Source organism: Populibacterium corticicola, assembly GCF_042683685.1.
Classification (GTDB): domain Bacteria; phylum Actinomycetota; class Actinomycetes; order Actinomycetales; family Cellulomonadaceae; genus Timonella; species Timonella corticicola.
The window spans coordinates 159,673-175,123 of the sequence record NZ_JBHUOP010000001.1 but is presented as its reverse complement, the minus strand read 5'-3'; the positions used below and the strand labels follow the sequence as shown (position 1 = coordinate 175,123).

Annotated in this window: 15 protein-coding genes; 2 read left to right on the top strand and 13 right to left on the bottom strand. The window is 58.9% G+C overall.

The window, feature by feature from the left end; translation table 11 throughout:
• The first annotated feature begins 114 nt into the window (after window positions 1-114).
• Complete coding sequence (locus tag ACFSYH_RS00780; protein WP_377464525.1) at window positions 115-1,323, top strand: glycosyltransferase; 1,209 nt, start codon at window positions 115-117, stop codon at window positions 1,321-1,323.
• A 20-nt stretch (window positions 1,324-1,343) separates the two neighbouring features.
• Here the strand turns inward: ACFSYH_RS00780 and ACFSYH_RS00775 are convergent, their stop codons facing one another.
• The 13 genes from ACFSYH_RS00775 to ACFSYH_RS00715 form a co-directional block, all read right to left on the bottom strand.
• Window positions 1,344-1,715 (bottom strand): hypothetical protein, encoded by a 372-nt coding sequence (locus ACFSYH_RS00775; RefSeq protein WP_377464524.1) that lies wholly within the window; start codon window positions 1,713-1,715, stop codon window positions 1,344-1,346.
• A gap of 40 nt (window positions 1,716-1,755) precedes the next feature.
• Window positions 1,756-1,962, bottom strand: a complete 207-nt coding sequence (locus ACFSYH_RS00770; protein WP_377464523.1) for a hypothetical protein — start codon at window positions 1,960-1,962, stop codon at window positions 1,756-1,758.
• Between the two features lie 472 nt (window positions 1,963-2,434).
• Window positions 2,435-3,238 carry a TSUP family transporter gene (locus ACFSYH_RS00765; protein WP_377464522.1) on the bottom strand — a complete coding sequence of 268 codons (804 nt, stop codon included), beginning with the start codon at window positions 3,236-3,238 and terminating at the stop codon, window positions 2,435-2,437.
• Between the two features lie 142 nt (window positions 3,239-3,380).
• Window positions 3,381-4,322, bottom strand: coding sequence for an amino acid ABC transporter permease (locus ACFSYH_RS00760; protein WP_377464520.1), 942 nt, complete (start codon window positions 4,320-4,322; stop codon window positions 3,381-3,383).
• Window positions 4,319-4,993 (bottom strand): amino acid ABC transporter permease, encoded by a 675-nt coding sequence (locus ACFSYH_RS00755; RefSeq protein ID WP_377464518.1) that lies wholly within the window; start codon window positions 4,991-4,993, stop codon window positions 4,319-4,321. Before ACFSYH_RS00755 ends, ACFSYH_RS00760 begins: the two co-directional genes overlap by 4 nt.
• A gap of 88 nt (window positions 4,994-5,081) precedes the next feature.
• Window positions 5,082-5,912, bottom strand: a complete 831-nt coding sequence (locus ACFSYH_RS00750; RefSeq protein ID WP_377464517.1) for a glutamate ABC transporter substrate-binding protein — start codon at window positions 5,910-5,912, stop codon at window positions 5,082-5,084.
• A gap of 208 nt (window positions 5,913-6,120) precedes the next feature.
• A complete protein-coding gene (locus ACFSYH_RS00745) occupies window positions 6,121-6,936 on the bottom strand; it encodes an amino acid ABC transporter ATP-binding protein (protein ID WP_377464516.1) in 816 nt (271 codons plus the stop codon).
• 318 nt (window positions 6,937-7,254) lie between these two features.
• Window positions 7,255-8,205, bottom strand: coding sequence for a DUF808 domain-containing protein (locus ACFSYH_RS00740; protein ID WP_377464515.1), 951 nt, complete (start codon window positions 8,203-8,205; stop codon window positions 7,255-7,257).
• A 316-nt stretch (window positions 8,206-8,521) separates the two neighbouring features.
• Complete coding sequence (locus ACFSYH_RS00735; RefSeq protein WP_377464513.1) at window positions 8,522-10,498, bottom strand: carbohydrate-binding domain-containing protein; 1,977 nt, start codon at window positions 10,496-10,498, stop codon at window positions 8,522-8,524.
• Window positions 10,499-10,740: 242 nt separating this feature from the next.
• On the bottom strand, window positions 10,741-11,400 hold the full coding sequence (locus ACFSYH_RS00730) for a CueP family metal-binding protein (RefSeq protein ID WP_377464511.1): 660 nt from the start codon (window positions 11,398-11,400) through the stop codon (window positions 10,741-10,743).
• A 96-nt stretch (window positions 11,401-11,496) separates the two neighbouring features.
• A complete protein-coding gene (locus tag ACFSYH_RS00725; protein WP_377464510.1) occupies window positions 11,497-12,027 on the bottom strand; it encodes a hypothetical protein in 531 nt (176 codons plus the stop codon).
• Between the two features lie 9 nt (window positions 12,028-12,036).
• Window positions 12,037-12,180, bottom strand: a complete 144-nt coding sequence (locus tag ACFSYH_RS00720) for a hypothetical protein (protein WP_377464509.1) — start codon at window positions 12,178-12,180, stop codon at window positions 12,037-12,039.
• A 251-nt stretch (window positions 12,181-12,431) separates the two neighbouring features.
• Window positions 12,432-13,388, bottom strand: coding sequence for an epimerase (locus ACFSYH_RS00715; protein WP_377464508.1), 957 nt, complete (start codon window positions 13,386-13,388; stop codon window positions 12,432-12,434).
• Between the two features lie 320 nt (window positions 13,389-13,708).
• On the opposite strand from ACFSYH_RS00715, the gene ACFSYH_RS00710 reads away from it, so the two are divergent.
• Window positions 13,709-15,178, top strand: a complete 1,470-nt coding sequence (locus tag ACFSYH_RS00710) for a GuaB1 family IMP dehydrogenase-related protein (protein WP_377464507.1) — start codon at window positions 13,709-13,711, stop codon at window positions 15,176-15,178.
• Window positions 15,179-15,451: the final 273 nt, after the last annotated feature.

Below are 15,451 nucleotides of genomic sequence, written 5' to 3'. Positions count from 1 at the left end.
AGCCACAAAACTGTGGACAACCCCTTGCACCGGTTCCGCTGGCCACGCCCATCACATGCGCTGAGGGACGCTAACCCCATACCGCGCACGAATAGCAAACCGTATACTTGCCCCGTGCATATCGCTATGGTCACTGACTACTACCTGCCGTCGCTTGGCGGGGTCCAAACCGCCGTCAAGGCCGCGAAGGAATCGCTGGAATCCCTCGGGCACGAGGTGACAATATTTTGTCCCCGGTTTGAGCCCTCAACCGATGATTCGGTGGTGGCGCTCCCGGCCTCCCCTATTTTCAAGCCGGATGGGTACCCGTTTACATGGCCGTATGCGCACACGTACGAGCTGATGAAGGCTGAGTTTATGCGCCGTCAGATCGATGTGGTTCACGTTCATTCGGAGATGTTCGCGGCTTTGGCGGGTCTGCAGGCGGCGCGCGATCTGTCGATCCCGTCCGTCCAGACCATGCATGGCCGCGTTGACGTGTATTCGGCGTCGGTTCTGCCTCTCCCGTCTGTTTCCACAGCTCTGCTGGCGCGTATGCACGGCGCCCGCATCCCCCACACGCTCGCGCCGTCCACCGACACCCGCTACAACCGGGGTCGAGTGGCTCGCCGCATGTGGCGGCTCATGATCAACCAGGCAAACTTTGCCGATCACGTCGTTGTTCCGTCTGCGCATTTCGCGCAGAAACTGGTTGATCAGGGCGTTTCTCGCCCTGTGTCGATCATTTCGAATGGGTTGGAGGATTCTGCTTTACGACGAGTCGGCAATTCCCAGCCTCGTGTCCTGTCCCCGGATGAGCCGCTGCGCATTATGTGGTGCGGACGGGTGTCCCCAGAAAAGCGACCCGACATCTTCCTGACTGCACTTTCGCAGATGACGAGCAATTTCGTCGCCAATCTGTATGGCGAAGGCGTCGCCTTTGCCCCAACAAAACGACTCGTCCACAGGCTTGGGTTGGATGATCGAGTCACCATGCACGGCCCCGTGCCGCAGGAAGATGTGCTGGCAGCGATGCAAACTCACCACGTGTTCGTGTCCTCTTCGTACGACTTTGACAACCAGCCGATGGTATTGCTTGAGGCGATGGCGTCCCTCCTGCCCGCGGTGGTGAGCGATCCTGACTTGTTGGAGATGTTCCCCGACGGCACCGCGACCGCAGCTTTCGGACCCGATGCTGCGGGTCTGGCTGCTGCGCTCGACAGCCTGTGCGCGGACCCCATTCAAGTCGAACAGATGAGCAAAGCACTACTGAACGCGTCCGAGGCCGTCTCGCAAAACACCCACGTCCGCGCACTGCTCGATGTTTACGAGGGACTGCTTTAGCCTCGCCGCTTCGGACCCGGTTATAGGTTGTACCAGATCCAAAACACCCCGATCTCTAGCAACCACAGAGGAACACCCCAGCGATAGACATAGAACGAAAACCCCCGGTGAACGCTCTCTACCTCCACAACGGACCATGTTCTCGCCGGTTCAGCGAACCACGCATCAGGGTTAGCCAAGATCAACCAGAACACCGAGAATCCAACGGCCAGTATCGCGGGCGTGATACCTGGTACGTGATCAGGCGCGTCTACAAAAGCGAAGCAGAATAAAGTCCCAGTCCCGAGAACAAAACCCACAGCATCGACCGGCAGCTTGAGTTTCCTAATCGCGCCACGAGCAGATAAGACCGTGGGCATCAGAATCACAAGGCTGAGCAGGATACCGCTCAACAGATGAGAATCAACCGGGGACACTAGATTCCTCCTCGTATCAATCCGACGTTGGTGCAGGTTGTCGTGCCGTCCTCGTAAGCGCCAGAGCAAGGACGACCTGCACAGCAACGATTGCAAAGGTAAACACCGTTTCAGGCAGGGCAATCGACAGCACAAACGATGCTAGTCCCAGCATCAATCCGACAAAGACCAAACCCGTCCGCCGATATCCGCGGCATCGGGCGGCAGCAGCAAGTGAAACCACGAGGACAACGTTCAGGGCAGCCGTCAGTCAACTCCCAGAACCAATGTTGATGAAGAGGCACTCGAGAACAGACAAACGCCAGACGAGAAACACACCAAAGACCCAGGCAATGAAATCCGTCAGGCGGCCCACCAGAAAATCGGTCATTAACGACCTTCCTGTCTCGGCAACTTAAGAACTCGTTCGCGCAGTACCCGTACTCTACCGAGGACATGCCTGATCAGGACACTTAATTTCTAGGTACGCAACTAGAAGTTCTCGACGGTATTCGTCCCTACACGTTTGAAGTTCCGCATCGCTCGCTGAGGTCAATGCAAAGCGCCACAAACACAGCTCCCGTGGCGGCAGATGGCGGTGCTGCTGAGAGTCGGGGACTCGTCGGAAATCCAATGTTGCGGTGCTGTCGGCGATGTTACGCAAGAAAACCGAGACAGCGGCAACAGCGGCTCTATGCGCAATGTGTGCCACAGCGCTAGTTGCCGGTCGCGATATCCCAGATCAACCGTACAATCAACACGCTCACCACGCACAGGAAAGCGATGCGCACAAAGCGCGAGCCACGGGCGACCGCCATGCGGGCGCCAACGTACGCACCAAAGATATTCGTGATGCCGATGAGCAGCCCGACGCCCCACACCACGGCACCGGTGGGAACAAAAAGTATGAGTGCGCCAAGATTCGTTGCCAGGTTCACGACCTTCGCAATCGCCGTTGCAGGCAAGAATGCGTAGCCGAGTCCACCGACCAGCGCGATCACGAGAAAACTACCGGTGCCAGGACCGAGAATCCCGTCATAGAAACCAATGATCGTGCCCCATAGCAGAGCGATGCCAACATGCTTGCGTCCCTCCCAGCGTAGGGCGGACTGCTCCCCTAGTTTCGGGCGAACAGCCGTGTAGATACCCACGCCGATCAGCACGACCACCACGATGGGTTTCAGCGCCTCGGCAGGAAGCAGAATCGCGGCACGTGCCCCACCGATCGCGGCAAGAAGGGCCGCCAGTGCCATTGGCAGGGCTGTACGCATATCCGGGTGCACACGGCGGTAGTAGGTGAATGCAGACACCGAGGTACCCATGATCGAGCCAACCTTATTGGTGGCCAGTGCTTGAACCGGCGAGATACCGGGAATCAACAGCAGCGCGGGAAGTTGAATGAGCCCACCGCCTCCGACAACCGCATCAACCCATCCGGCAGCAAACCCAGCAAACGCCAATAGCACGATGACTTGAACACTCAAATCCAAGCCGGCAGAACCGCCAAGAAAATCAAGCATCGTCATGTTCCTTTCAGGCTGATCTACACACTGTTCATCGGCACCGACTCCCGGCTCAGAAGTCAGACCCGCACCGGACGCCACTCACAGCAAACCCCACGAGCCAAGCAAGCCCGTGGGGTTTACGGTGATACATCCGATCCTAGTTGGGATTGAGTGGATTCTGCCGCGGACGATTCGGTATGTCCTCCGGGGGGTCAACCTTCACGTGTGCTGCGGCAACCTCGACCTGCATGTCAGGTGCCGCAGGTAGGCGAGTCTTGGCGGTGGTGCGTGCCGAGACTCGACGGGCCGCGATCTCAGCGAACTTGGTCAACAGATAGTTGATCAGGATAAAGATGACCGCCGCCACGAGAAGCGCTTGCAGTACCGGCATCGGTGAACGCGAACCAAGGAGACGCGCCTGACGCAGCAGTTCCTGGTAGGTGATGATCTGTCCAAGCGCCGAGTCCTTCAAAACGACCACAAACTGGCTCACCAGGGAAGGGAGCATCGCCAGAAGAGCTTGAGGAAGTTCAATGTTGCGTAGGCTCTGACTGCGGGTCATGCCAATCGCAAGGCCGGCCTCCCGTTGCCCCTTGGGCAGGCCATGCACACCAGAACGCACGAGTTCAGCGATCACTGCGCCGTTATAGAGAGTCAGCGCGACAACCACCGCGATCAAAGGTGCATGCTCGCGGGGAATGAAGGCCATACGAGAGAAGAGGACCCAACCTGCAACCATCATGATCAGGACCGGGACCGCGCGGAAAAACTCAACGATCACACCACACACCCAACGCACGGGCGCATGTGAAGACAAACGCCCCACACCAAAGAGTGTGCCGATAGTGGTTGCAAGCACGATGGAGAGTGCCGCGGCAATCAAGGTGTTACGCAGACCGGGGAGCAGGAAGTTGACCCAGGCTGACTGCTCGATCAGAGGCTTCCACAGACGTGCTTCGAACTGTCCGGCATCGTTCAGTCTGCTGACAATCCAAGCGATACCGCCAACGATGAGCAACGTGCCCAAGATGTTTGCGATCAGGATATTGCGACGGGCCTTCGGGCCTGGAGCATCAAAGAGAACGGATTGACTACTCATCGGGACACCGCCAGTTTCTGCGACGCGATCGTGGTGAGCATGCCCACCGGAATCACAATGATCACAAAGCCGAGCGCGATGGTGAGGAAGATTGGCATGACGTAGTTACCGTTGTTTTCGATCATCTCGCGCATGAGGACCGAAACCTCAGGGACCGAGGCGGCTGCGGCGACGGTCGTGTTCTTGATCAACGCGATGAGGGTGTTACCGATAGGCGCGATTGCGCCTCTGAAAGCCTGGGGCATAATGACGTGCCATGCTGCGGGAAAGAAACTCAAGCCGATGGCACGCGCTGCCTCTGCTTGGCCCGCCGGAACGGTATTGACCCCTGAGCGAATCGCCTCGCAGAAGAACGATGCATGATAGACGGATAGCGACAAGACCGCGAGCCAGAAGAAATTTGCTTGGAAGTCTCGACTGAACGTCACGCCAAGGACCGGCCACAGCACGAGGATCGCAAAGACTGCGATCACGGTGAGCGGGGTATTGCGCATCAGGGTGACATAGGTGCTGCCAATCGACTGCAGGGAGCGCACTGGCGAAATACGCATGAGCGCCAGAATCAGGCCAAGCGTGAATGCGAAGACTCCGCTGAAGAACGCGAGTCGAATGTTGACCCAGTACGCTCCAGCGATGTTGTACTCCGACAGCACGCTAAGAAAATCAGACATGTGCGATGAGTTCCTTCCCTATGGGAATTCACGTTGTGGGTGTGGGCGGCACAGGTTGGCCGCCCACACCCTTGACGGTGCTATCGGGTTACTTGCACTCCACCAGGGTTGGTGGGTTCAGGCTTGCATTTGGCGTGTACCCGGTGCCGTCGGTAGCCTCGGCGATTGCCGTCTCCCAGGATCCGTCATCGATCATTGCCTGGACGGCTTCGTTGATCGCGTTGCACTGATCCGAACCTTCTGGGATACCGATTCCGTAACGTTCCTCGGAGAATGGGTTTCCAACCACCCTGAACGCACCTGATCCTTCTTCAGCTGCGAGTCCTGCAAGGATGATGTCATCGGTGGTGGCTGCGTCGACCTGGCCACCTTGGAGAAGTGAGAGGCACTCGGAGTAGCCTGGCTGCTCAACCAGGTTGATGCCATCTCCTGAGTCGAAGTCGTCCTTGACTCGCTGTGCGGAGGTCGAACCGGATACGGAGCAGAGGTTCTTCCCTGCCAGGCTCTCTGGACCTGTGATGGAGGTGTCGTCGGTACGGACGAGGAGGTCCTGTCCAGCCACGAAGTATGGGCCTGCGAAGTCCACAACCTCGTCACGGGATTCGGTGATTGAATAGGTCGCGAAGATCATGTCGACCTGACCGTTCTTGAGCATTTCCTCGCGGTTCGCCGAGATAGCTTCGACCCACTCAATCTGGTCCTCGGCGTAGCCGAGTTTGTCGGCGACATACCTGGCCACCTCAACGTCAAAGCCGGTGTAGCTGTCGCCTTCTTTGAATCCGAGTCCTGGCTGGTCGAACTTGATGCCAATGGTGATCTTGTCACCGTCACCGCTCGGATTTTCGGACCCTCCCCCACAGCTGGCGAGAAGCATGGTTGCGGCTGCGGCAGCCGCAATTGCCTTGTAGGTTGTGCGCATTGTGCTCTCCTTTTTCGAAATGGATAGTCGGTGAGAACTATTGGGTACGCCGGATGAACGGCCTTGGTGGGCTGGGTTCGCTACCCCCTGCTAGCGAACGTGTGGTCATCGCGTGGGGTGTACGCCTCCCAGTCTCCGATGACGTGGAAGGTGAAAGGGTTGTCTGCGTGAACTGCTCAGACGCGCCAGAAATCAGTAGGTCAGTCGATTAGTGGGACAGGATCTTCCCGAGGAAGTCCTTGGCTCGATCACTTTGCGGGTTGTCGAAGAATTCTTCTGGGCTGGCCTGCTCGACGATTTGACCATCCGCCATGAACACGACCCGGTCGGCTGCCTTGCGTGCGAACCCCATTTCGTGGGTGACAACGACCATGGTCATTCCCTCCTTTGCGAGCGAGACCATGACATCAAGCACTTCGTTGACCATTTCTGGGTCGAGTGCGGACGTTGGCTCATCGAAGAGGATGACCTTGGGTTGCATGGCCAGAGCGCGGGCGATTGCGACACGCTGTTGTTGTCCACCCGATAGTTGTGCGGGGATCTTTTCGGCTTGGTTTGCCACACCGACACGTTCAAGGAGCTCCATTGCTCGCTTACGCGCATCTGCCGATTTCATCTTGCGGACTTTGATGGGGCCGAGGGTCACATTGTCCAAGATGGTCTTGTGGGCGAAGAGGTTGAACGATTGAAAGACCATCCCCACGTCTGCGCGCAACCGCGCCAGTGGTCGTCCTTCTTCTGGGAGCGGCTGGGAGTCGAGCGTGATCGTGCCCGTGTCGATGGGTTCGAGACGGTTGATGGTTCGGCACAACGTGGATTTTCCCGATCCTGATGGACCGATGACCACAAGCACCTCTCCTTTGTGTACATCAAGGTTGATGTCTTTTAGGACGTGCAGGTCTCCAAAGTGTTTGTTCACATCTTTCAGTTGAACCAATACGTCGGTCCCACTGGCTCCCTGCGATGTGTTCGTTGACCCCTGCGCTGCATGCTGCGGTGTACTGCCCTCATGCGGAGTACTCATGTTGCTCCTCAGTCTGGTTGAGGCCGCGGTTCTTAGTGAGCCGAGGCCTCAATTTTCTTCCAAGCCATGTCCTGGGCACGGTGACCCAGCAAGCGGATTTGTGTGCTGTGACACACGTTTGGCCTGTGACCATCCTGTGGCATTTCGTGAGGTGCTGCCACCTTTGACAGCACTTGATACCGCATTGTGACCTTTTAGTTACTAACGCTTTACGTTGACTCACTCGGGTAACTCTGGGTTAAGTATTGTCGTTTTCCCCGAGTTTAAGCGCTTTAGGTGACATGCAAATGCGGGATTCCACCAAAAAATGTCGAAACCCTAGTGGGTTGAGGTACCCGTCCGAATCTTGGACACTACGGCGATAATTCCGACGATGGCAATACCCCATACACATCCGACAACTGCCGAGTAAAGGGTCGCAGCAAGCCATTGCACGACCCCTCCCGCTGCCTCAACGGCGTGAGTGATCGTGTGCTCGACATCGTAGAGCGCAGTCACAAGACCAATATCGTAGAGCGACTTCACCACAATGTGTCCGCCAACCCACAGCATCGCAATCGTTCCCACGACTGACAGCACAGTAAAGACGTGCGGCATTCCCTTGACCAAGCCTCGCCCAAGCGCTGGCAAGCTCTTACCGGGCCACTGCGCCAAGCGCACCCCCACATCATCCATCTTGACGAGCACCGCCACGACTCCGTACACGCCAATAGTCATGACAAACGCGATGATCACCAGGATGCCCAACCGCTCCCAGAAGTTAGACGACTCAACGTTCGCGAGTGAGATCAGCATGATCTCCGTGGACAGGATCAGATCGGTTCGCACCGCCCCGCCCACGAGTTTGTCCTCGAACTCCTTCTCGGAGCGAACCTTCTCGGTCTCGGCTTTCTTGTCATGCCCATGCAGGTGAACACCGAACCAGCCGAGGACCTTCTCGGCGCCCTCATAGGCCAGATACGATCCACCGATCAACAACAGCCACGGCAGCGTGGCGGGAGCCCACGTGGACAGGATCAACGCCAGCGGCAGGATGATCAGGAACTTGTTGCGCAGGCTGCCCAGCGTGATCCGCTTGATAACGGGAAGTTCTCGCTTCGGCGCGATACCTCGCACATACTGCGGTGTAACCGCCGCATCGTCGATCACGACACCCATCGATTTCGCCGATGCTTTGAGGGCGACGGTCGCGAGATCGTCTACGCTTGCAGCCGCTGCCTTGGCAAGCACTGCGATGTCATCGAGCAGGGCGAAGAGACCAGATGCCATGGTGAACCTTTCAAGGTGATCCCGCACGGATGGGATCGTCCGCACGCCGGTAAAGTTAGGCGTTCACACTAACTATAGGTGTCTGTGCGAGCCATTTTGACGCACGTCTCCACCACCGCACGCCCTGTATGTGATTGGCGACGAGCCCTCACCTTCCTGCACCTTCTCCACTTCCGCTCCCCTCAGGGCCATCCCTGTGCCCGACTCCTCCCTCAGCACCCCTAACACCGGTGGGGCTTTTCTGGTCCGGGTGCACAGCCTTTTGCTGTGCGCCCGGACCAGAAAAGCCCCACCGAGTTTGACTGAGTAACTGTGGTCAGGTCGCCGAGGCGGTGCTCGTCTCGGTTCCATTGACTCTCACCGTATAGGTTTGGCCACTTCTCAACGTGGCCGTGGAGAGGAATATCCGTTGCCCCGCCAAGCTGGCGGTGGCGGTGTAGACAGAGGTGCCGGACTCGTCGGAAATCTCAATGCTGTCCCCCGCGGAGATTCCAACGGAATCAACGGCTATCCAGGCCTGCGATCCCTCAGCAGGGTTGACGGGCATGTCCGATGTGCCAACGGTCAGCACCTCGCCACCAGTGATCGTGTAGGTGCCATCCACGTCAATAGATCCATTGCCGCCACCGGATGGGCCGTTGACCGTAACCGTGCCGCCCTCGATTGTGAGCGAACCGTTGGAGTCGATGCCGTCACCCTCAGCCGTGATCGTGATATCGCCTGCGGAAATGGTGATGCTGTAATCACCGGCCTGTCCCATACCGCCGCCACCTCCGCCAGGACCGCCCTGACCACGCTGCCCTTCTTCCGGACGGGTGCCCTGTTCTCCCTGCTCGTCAGAACCGGGACCACCGTTTGGCTGTTCGCTGGCATCTGGCGGTTCCGGCATCTCCACGCCTTCTGGAAGTTCGCCAAGATCAGGAACATTTGCAGGGTCGAAACTCTCTGGTGCTTCCGCGCCCTCTGGCAACTCCATACCCTCCGGCGGTTCCATGCCTTCAGGTAGTTCCCCGGAGAAGTCGCCTCCGCCGAATCCTGCGTTTTCGCTGTTGTCGCCACCTGCCGCGTTTAGTCCGTCATCGGAAGCAGTGACATCGATAGATGCTCCTGCCAACTCGATATGGTAAGCCTCTATCCCCTCGTATGAGGTGGTCACAGTGAGAGCGCCGGACGCTGCGAGGAATCGTCCGTCCGCATGAACGCCGTCATCTCCACTCGCCACCGTCGTGGTTGCACCGGCGAGCCTGATAGCGCCATCCGAGTGCAGGCCGTCGTCTTGGGCATCAACCGTGATGTCTCCACCCTCAAGTACCAAGATCACGCCAGACTTAATGCCCTTGGTTGAGGTTTCATCATCGGGCGCGCTGCCTGCTCCGGTGCCCGCCGTGATGTCCAGCGTCCCACCTGTCACCACCACGTCAGTCTCCGCGGCAATGCCATCGCCCTGCGCCGCAATGGTGAGGGCCCCACCGGAGATAGCGATATAACCGCGATCAGCCTCAGAATCATTATCCGAGGTCAAGCCGTCGCCACCCGCTGTCAGGTCAAAGGAGCCTCCAGTGACAACGATGTAGTCCTTACCGCGAATCGCGTCATCGACTGCCGTCACAGTGATGTTTCCGGATTCGATGAGCAGCCCATCCTTGGATGTGATGCCGTCGTTGTAGTTACCCACAACCGTTAGGGCACCGGTTCCCTGGATTGTGGTGTCACCGGCACTGTAAAGAGCCGCATTTGGGTCCGCGTCCTCGTCATAGGTGGCGGAGTCAGTGAGGGTATTCACCGTGCCATCAGCCAAAACAATCGTGAGTTCGTCAACGTCCACTGCAGAGACTGCAGGACCTTCCGGCGACGTAATCTCCACGCCATCCAAGATGAGTGCGACCTTACCGTCAGGCACGTTGATAACGACTTGGCCTTCAAGCTCTCCCGTCAACGAGTACGTGCCCGCCGCTGAAATCGTGACGGTCGTCCCGTCCACGCTCACGCCCTCCGGAACATCGCTGGAGCCAAGCACGACCTGGATAGTTCCCGATTCGTCAACGATCTCTGCCGAGTGAACCTCCTCGTTTGCTGCGAGCACTGCCTCTGCGCTCTGCGTTGCGTCCACTGCAAGCGCCGTTTGCGTCGCCTCGTCGGTGTCGGAGCTGCCTGAGTCCGATTCGGCTGCCACGGACGAAGCCTCATTGTCTGCCTCTGAACTGGTTGAGCACGCGGTCACGGTTACCGCGAGCGTTCCCGCGATGATTGCCGCTGCAAGTTTGCGCGAACTGTTTGTTCGTACTGGTTTCATGTCTAACTCATCTCGATTGTCTGAGCGGATCGCGTTCCGCCAAGTACTTCCACAATCAAGTAGGCCAGCATCGGATTTTTTTAGGCTTTGATGTCGCTGTGCATTGGCTTTGAACAGGCGAACTCTGAACAGGTGGCGCGTCGGCCCTACCTCTTCCTAGCACCGGTGGGCTGTTTTTGTCCCGGGCGTACAACAAAAAGTTGTGCACCCGGACCAAAAAACAGCCCACCGAGTGTGAGTACCTAGACCAGTTGCATCGTGGTCAGGCAGGTAGCATCCTCGTCGCCCTTGGTGGATACGTCAGCGCTGGCCGAGCGGTCACCTGCGCTCAACTCAACCGTGGCGTCGATTCCTTGTGGCAACCAGAAGCCAAAGAATCCGTTGTCCTCGGTTGTCCGTGTCTCGTCAACCAGCACCTCACCTGTTTCCTTGTTGGTGATCTTGACCTGGATGTCCGCGCTTGCAAGTTCGCCACGGCAGGTGGTCAGTGAGTGGAAATGGCATGGGTGCGTCTCATCGAAGTAGGGGGCGACAGACAGATAGAACTCATCCTGTGGCATGGGCAGTACCGCTTCAGTGGACTCGTCGCTCACCACGAGTCCGGTTGGGCGGATCGAGGCGATCAGGTCCGTTGGCCGCTGCGCTACAGGTAGTTGTTCAAGCGCGCTGATGACCGCTTTGGTGTCGAGTCCATCGAGGTTGTGCTTGGCAAGGAGAGTTTGTGCGTCATCCTGCGGCGTCTCGTCTGTGGCCGTACTGTCTTGCGTTGTCGAGGTCGAGGTTGTTGGCCTGGAGGTGGAGCATCCTGCGAGGATCAGGGCACCCGCGAGCGCCAGTCCTACAGTCCGGAGGGTTACGCGGGAATTGGAGCGGCGGCGTGGCGCGGCAATAGAGGTGAACATACTTCAGGTTTCTTTCCGTGAGAATCGTTGTGATGGCCGTCTGGTGCCCACGCATTGATGCGGCGATGCCGCCTTCTGTGGGCAGATCGGTGATTCTCAGGTTCGGCTGATGCCTAGCGCTATCAGGTCCACGGTGCGGTGGTGTGCGTATGCTCCGTGAGGCATGAGCACTGGTCTGCTGCATGGCGCGTTCGTCAGGAGGCGGAAGAAACGTGGTCCGGCAAACGCGGACATCACCAGGAGCAGCGCTATCACGCACGCCATGATGCTTGTCACGAGTTCGTTTGCGCAGGTGGCGCAGTCATCTGAGAGCAGAAATGCGAGATGTTGCGTTGGCGTGTGGTGCACTGCTGCGCTGGGCTTTGATTCAGTGCTGCGCTCTATTGGCGACGATCCCTCGTCCGCCCAGGCCACGTGCGTTGCATTCTTGGTTGCGTTGGATAGCTGAGCGCTCCCGCCATGAGTATCAGCGGAGGTGGTTGCGGAGGCCTGGAGGCTGGTGTTCGCGAAAGGGCCATGGTGCACGGGTTGACCGATAGTGAGCGCAATCAGCGCTGTGAGTGCAAGGATCGCGGAGAGCACGAGCTTGGCGCCCGCCGTGGTCCGTGAGTGCTTGCACTGATTCATACCACTAGGTTAGGACACCTCGCTGAGCGTTTCCCGTGCCCAAGGTCCCACGGCCACCCCTCCTTGAGCTTCTCCATCCAGTGGCCTTTCAGCAAGGCCGAGCGCTCCTGACCGTGCCTTCTTCACCTCCGCTCGCTCCTGATAATTACTCATGCTTGGATGCTCTTGCCCTTCGTCTCCCCTCTGCCTTACGCCACACCCTCCATCACCAGTTTCTTTCACCTCTGCCCCAATAGTTCTTCCACCCTGCCTTGAAGCCACGCCCAACTTTTCCGCGCTCAAGTCGATGGGGCCTTTTCGTTCCGCATGCACACACTTTTCCTACGCACTTGGACTAAAAAGACCCCATCGAGTTAAACCGGAAGGTAGGGAACCAGGAACTCATAACTTAAGGCCCGTGAGTTCTAGAGGGTTGCGACGGCCTCGCCGAGGTCCGGCCACCGGAACTCAAAACCTGATGCTTCGAGTGCCTCGGGCAGAACCCACCGTGATTTCAGGAGCATCTCCGGTTCCTGTCGGGCAAGGAACATCGCCGGTTCGAGCATCCACCGGTAAGAGGGGAGACCAAATGGGGCACCCACATGCTTACGCAGGATGGACATGAGTTCTCGGTTCGTCACCGGCCCTGGTGCTGCAAGGTTGACTGGACCGGTCAGTTCCTCGCGTTCAACGATGTGGTCGACCGCCCGCACCACATCGTCGATGTGAATCCACGAGAACCGCTGATTCCCCTTGGTCGGGTAGTGCGGGGCGTTGCCGTCTCCGCTCGGGTCCGGGCCGATGCCACGGTAGCGTTTATGGTTCAGCGACCAGCCATCAATCTGTGGGCCACCCAAACCAAACCGAGCCAACATCAGGAGTTTGTTGGCCGCTGGACCGTCACCCAAGACGATGGCCATCCGCAACGCCACGCGGCGGGTACCTGGTAGTTCACCGGTGAAGAATTCGCGCTCCCAGTTGCGGGCCACGTCAACGGAGAATCCCTGACCGAGTTCACCGGCTGACTCGGTTTGAGGTCCATCGGTGGCATGCCTATAGATCGTTGCGGTTGACGAGTTGAGCCAGAGCGCCGGCGGGTGTTCCGCCTGGGCTACGGCGGCGTGCAACGCCCGGGTGGTACGCAGCCGGGACGACAGGATCTCGTTGCGGGCCGCATCGTTGTAACGGCAGCCAACGTTCTTACCGGCCATGTTGATCAGTAGTTCCGCGCCGTCAACCGCCGCATTCACACTCGACTGATTGTCCCAAGTAGTGTTCCCGCTCCGGCCGATCGTGACTACGGTGTGTCCACGTTCCTCATACTCGCGTTGCAGCCGCTTACCAATGAATCCCGAAGCTCCTGCGATCACAATCTTGGACATGCACTCCCCTATATGAACCGTTCCATGCGATCCACTCTGTTTCGTTTGACCCTATCCCACTCTCAACCCGCGCACCTTCTGCTCGGTGGGGCTTTTTTGGTCCGGGTGCATGGCAAAAGGCTGTGCACCCGGACCAAAAAAGCCCCCTCGGCGCAGAGAAGACGTGAGATGAGGCTGGAAGACGAGAGATCGTCGCCAATAAGAAGGCTTATACCGCAAGGCACGCACCACAGAAGATAGACCGCGAAGCAGGCGCAGCGAGCACAGATCACACCCCTAAGCCCTTAAAACCGGCCAAAACTCCCCATAGACTGGTGTTCATGCGCTTTTTGAACGGTCATGAGACCAACCAAGACCTGACCTACGGCGATGTCTTCCTGACACCGTCGCGTTCCGACGTAGCCTCGCGATTCGACGTGGACCTGTCCTCCGTGGACGGAACCGGCACCACCGTGCCACTCGTTGTTGCGAACATGACCGCAGTGTCGGGACGCCGCATGTCCGAGACCGTCGCTCGTCGCGGCGCGATGGCCGTCATCCCACAGGACATCCCCGTCAGCGTGGTGCAGGACGTCATTGCCAGTGTGAAGAGCGCGCACCCAGTCATCGAGACCGCAATCGTACTATCCCCGGAAGACCCGGTGGACACTGCGTTGTCGCTGATCGGAAAGCGTGCACACGGCGCTGCACTCGTTGTTGAGGACGGCAAGCTCGTGGGCGTGCTGACCGCAGCCGACTGCCAGGGCATCGACCGCTACTCGCAGGTTCACACCGTCATGTCCACGAACCCACTCACCTTGAACGCGGCTGACTTCGCTGGCGCTCAGGGCGGAGTCAACGGTGCGGAACTGCGCGCCGCGTTCAACACCCTCAACGACGCTCGCCTGCGTTTTGCACCTGTGGTTGACGAGCAGGGCAACGCGATCGGTGTTGTCTCGCGCAAGGGTCTGGTCCGCTCTTCCATCTACACCCCAGCGCTCGACGCTCAGGGTCGCCTCCGCATTGCCGCCGCCGTAGGTATTAACGGTGACGTTGCAGGTAAGACAGCCGCACTGCTCGAAGCTGGCGTGGACACCCTCGTGGTTGACACCGCGCACGGCCACCAGCAGAAGATGATCGACGCTTTGCGCGCCGTTCGTTCCGTCTCCCCAACCGTTCCGGTTGTTGCCGGAAACGTTGTGACCGCTTCCGCAGTGGCTGACCTCGTTGAGGCTGGCGCTGACATCCTCAAGGTTGGTGTTGGTCCAGGTGCCATGTGCACGACCCGCATGCAGACCGGTGTTGGCCGCCCGCAGTTCTCCGCTGTGCTCGAGACCGCAACCGAGGCTCGTCGTCTCGGCAAGCACGTGTGGGCTGACGGCGGTGTCCGCCACCCACGCGATGTCGCCCTCGCAATCGCGGCCGGCGCTTCCCAGGTCATGATCGGTTCCTGGTTCGCTGGCACGCACGAATCGCCTGGTGACCTACACGATGACGGCAACGGCCGCCTCTACAAGGAATCCTTTGGCATGGCGTCCGCTCGCGCTGTCGCCGCACGTACCGCGCAGTCCGAGGCGTTCGACCGCGCCCGCAAGGGTCTGTACGAGGAGGGCATCTCGTCCTCGAAGATGTACCTCGACCCGAAGCGTCCGGGCGTGGAAGACCTGATTGACGACATCACCTCCGGTGTCCGCTCGTCCTGCACCTATGCTGGCGCTCGCTCTCTCGAGGAGTTCCACGAGCGTGCGGTTGTCGGCGTGCAGTCTGCGGCCGGTTACGCCGAGGGCCGCCCGCTGGCCACCAGTTGGTGACTGTTTGATCTGACTGGGTGCTGCTCGCTTTGGGTGGTTCCGGGTTGGGTCGCGATGGGCTGTGTAGCCCACTGTTTTGATACTGCTTTTCGACGAGTCGGCATCTTGAGTGATCCACTCGCCTTGGGAGGGCCATTCCGTTTGGACGGGATGGCCCTCTCGCGTTGCGTGGACTCGTTGGTGACAAAGTAACGCAGCAGAAGGTACCGCCGCGGACAAAGTAGCGCAGCGGAGTGTAGGGATCTCGCGCAGCAGGCACCTGCCGGAGCGAAG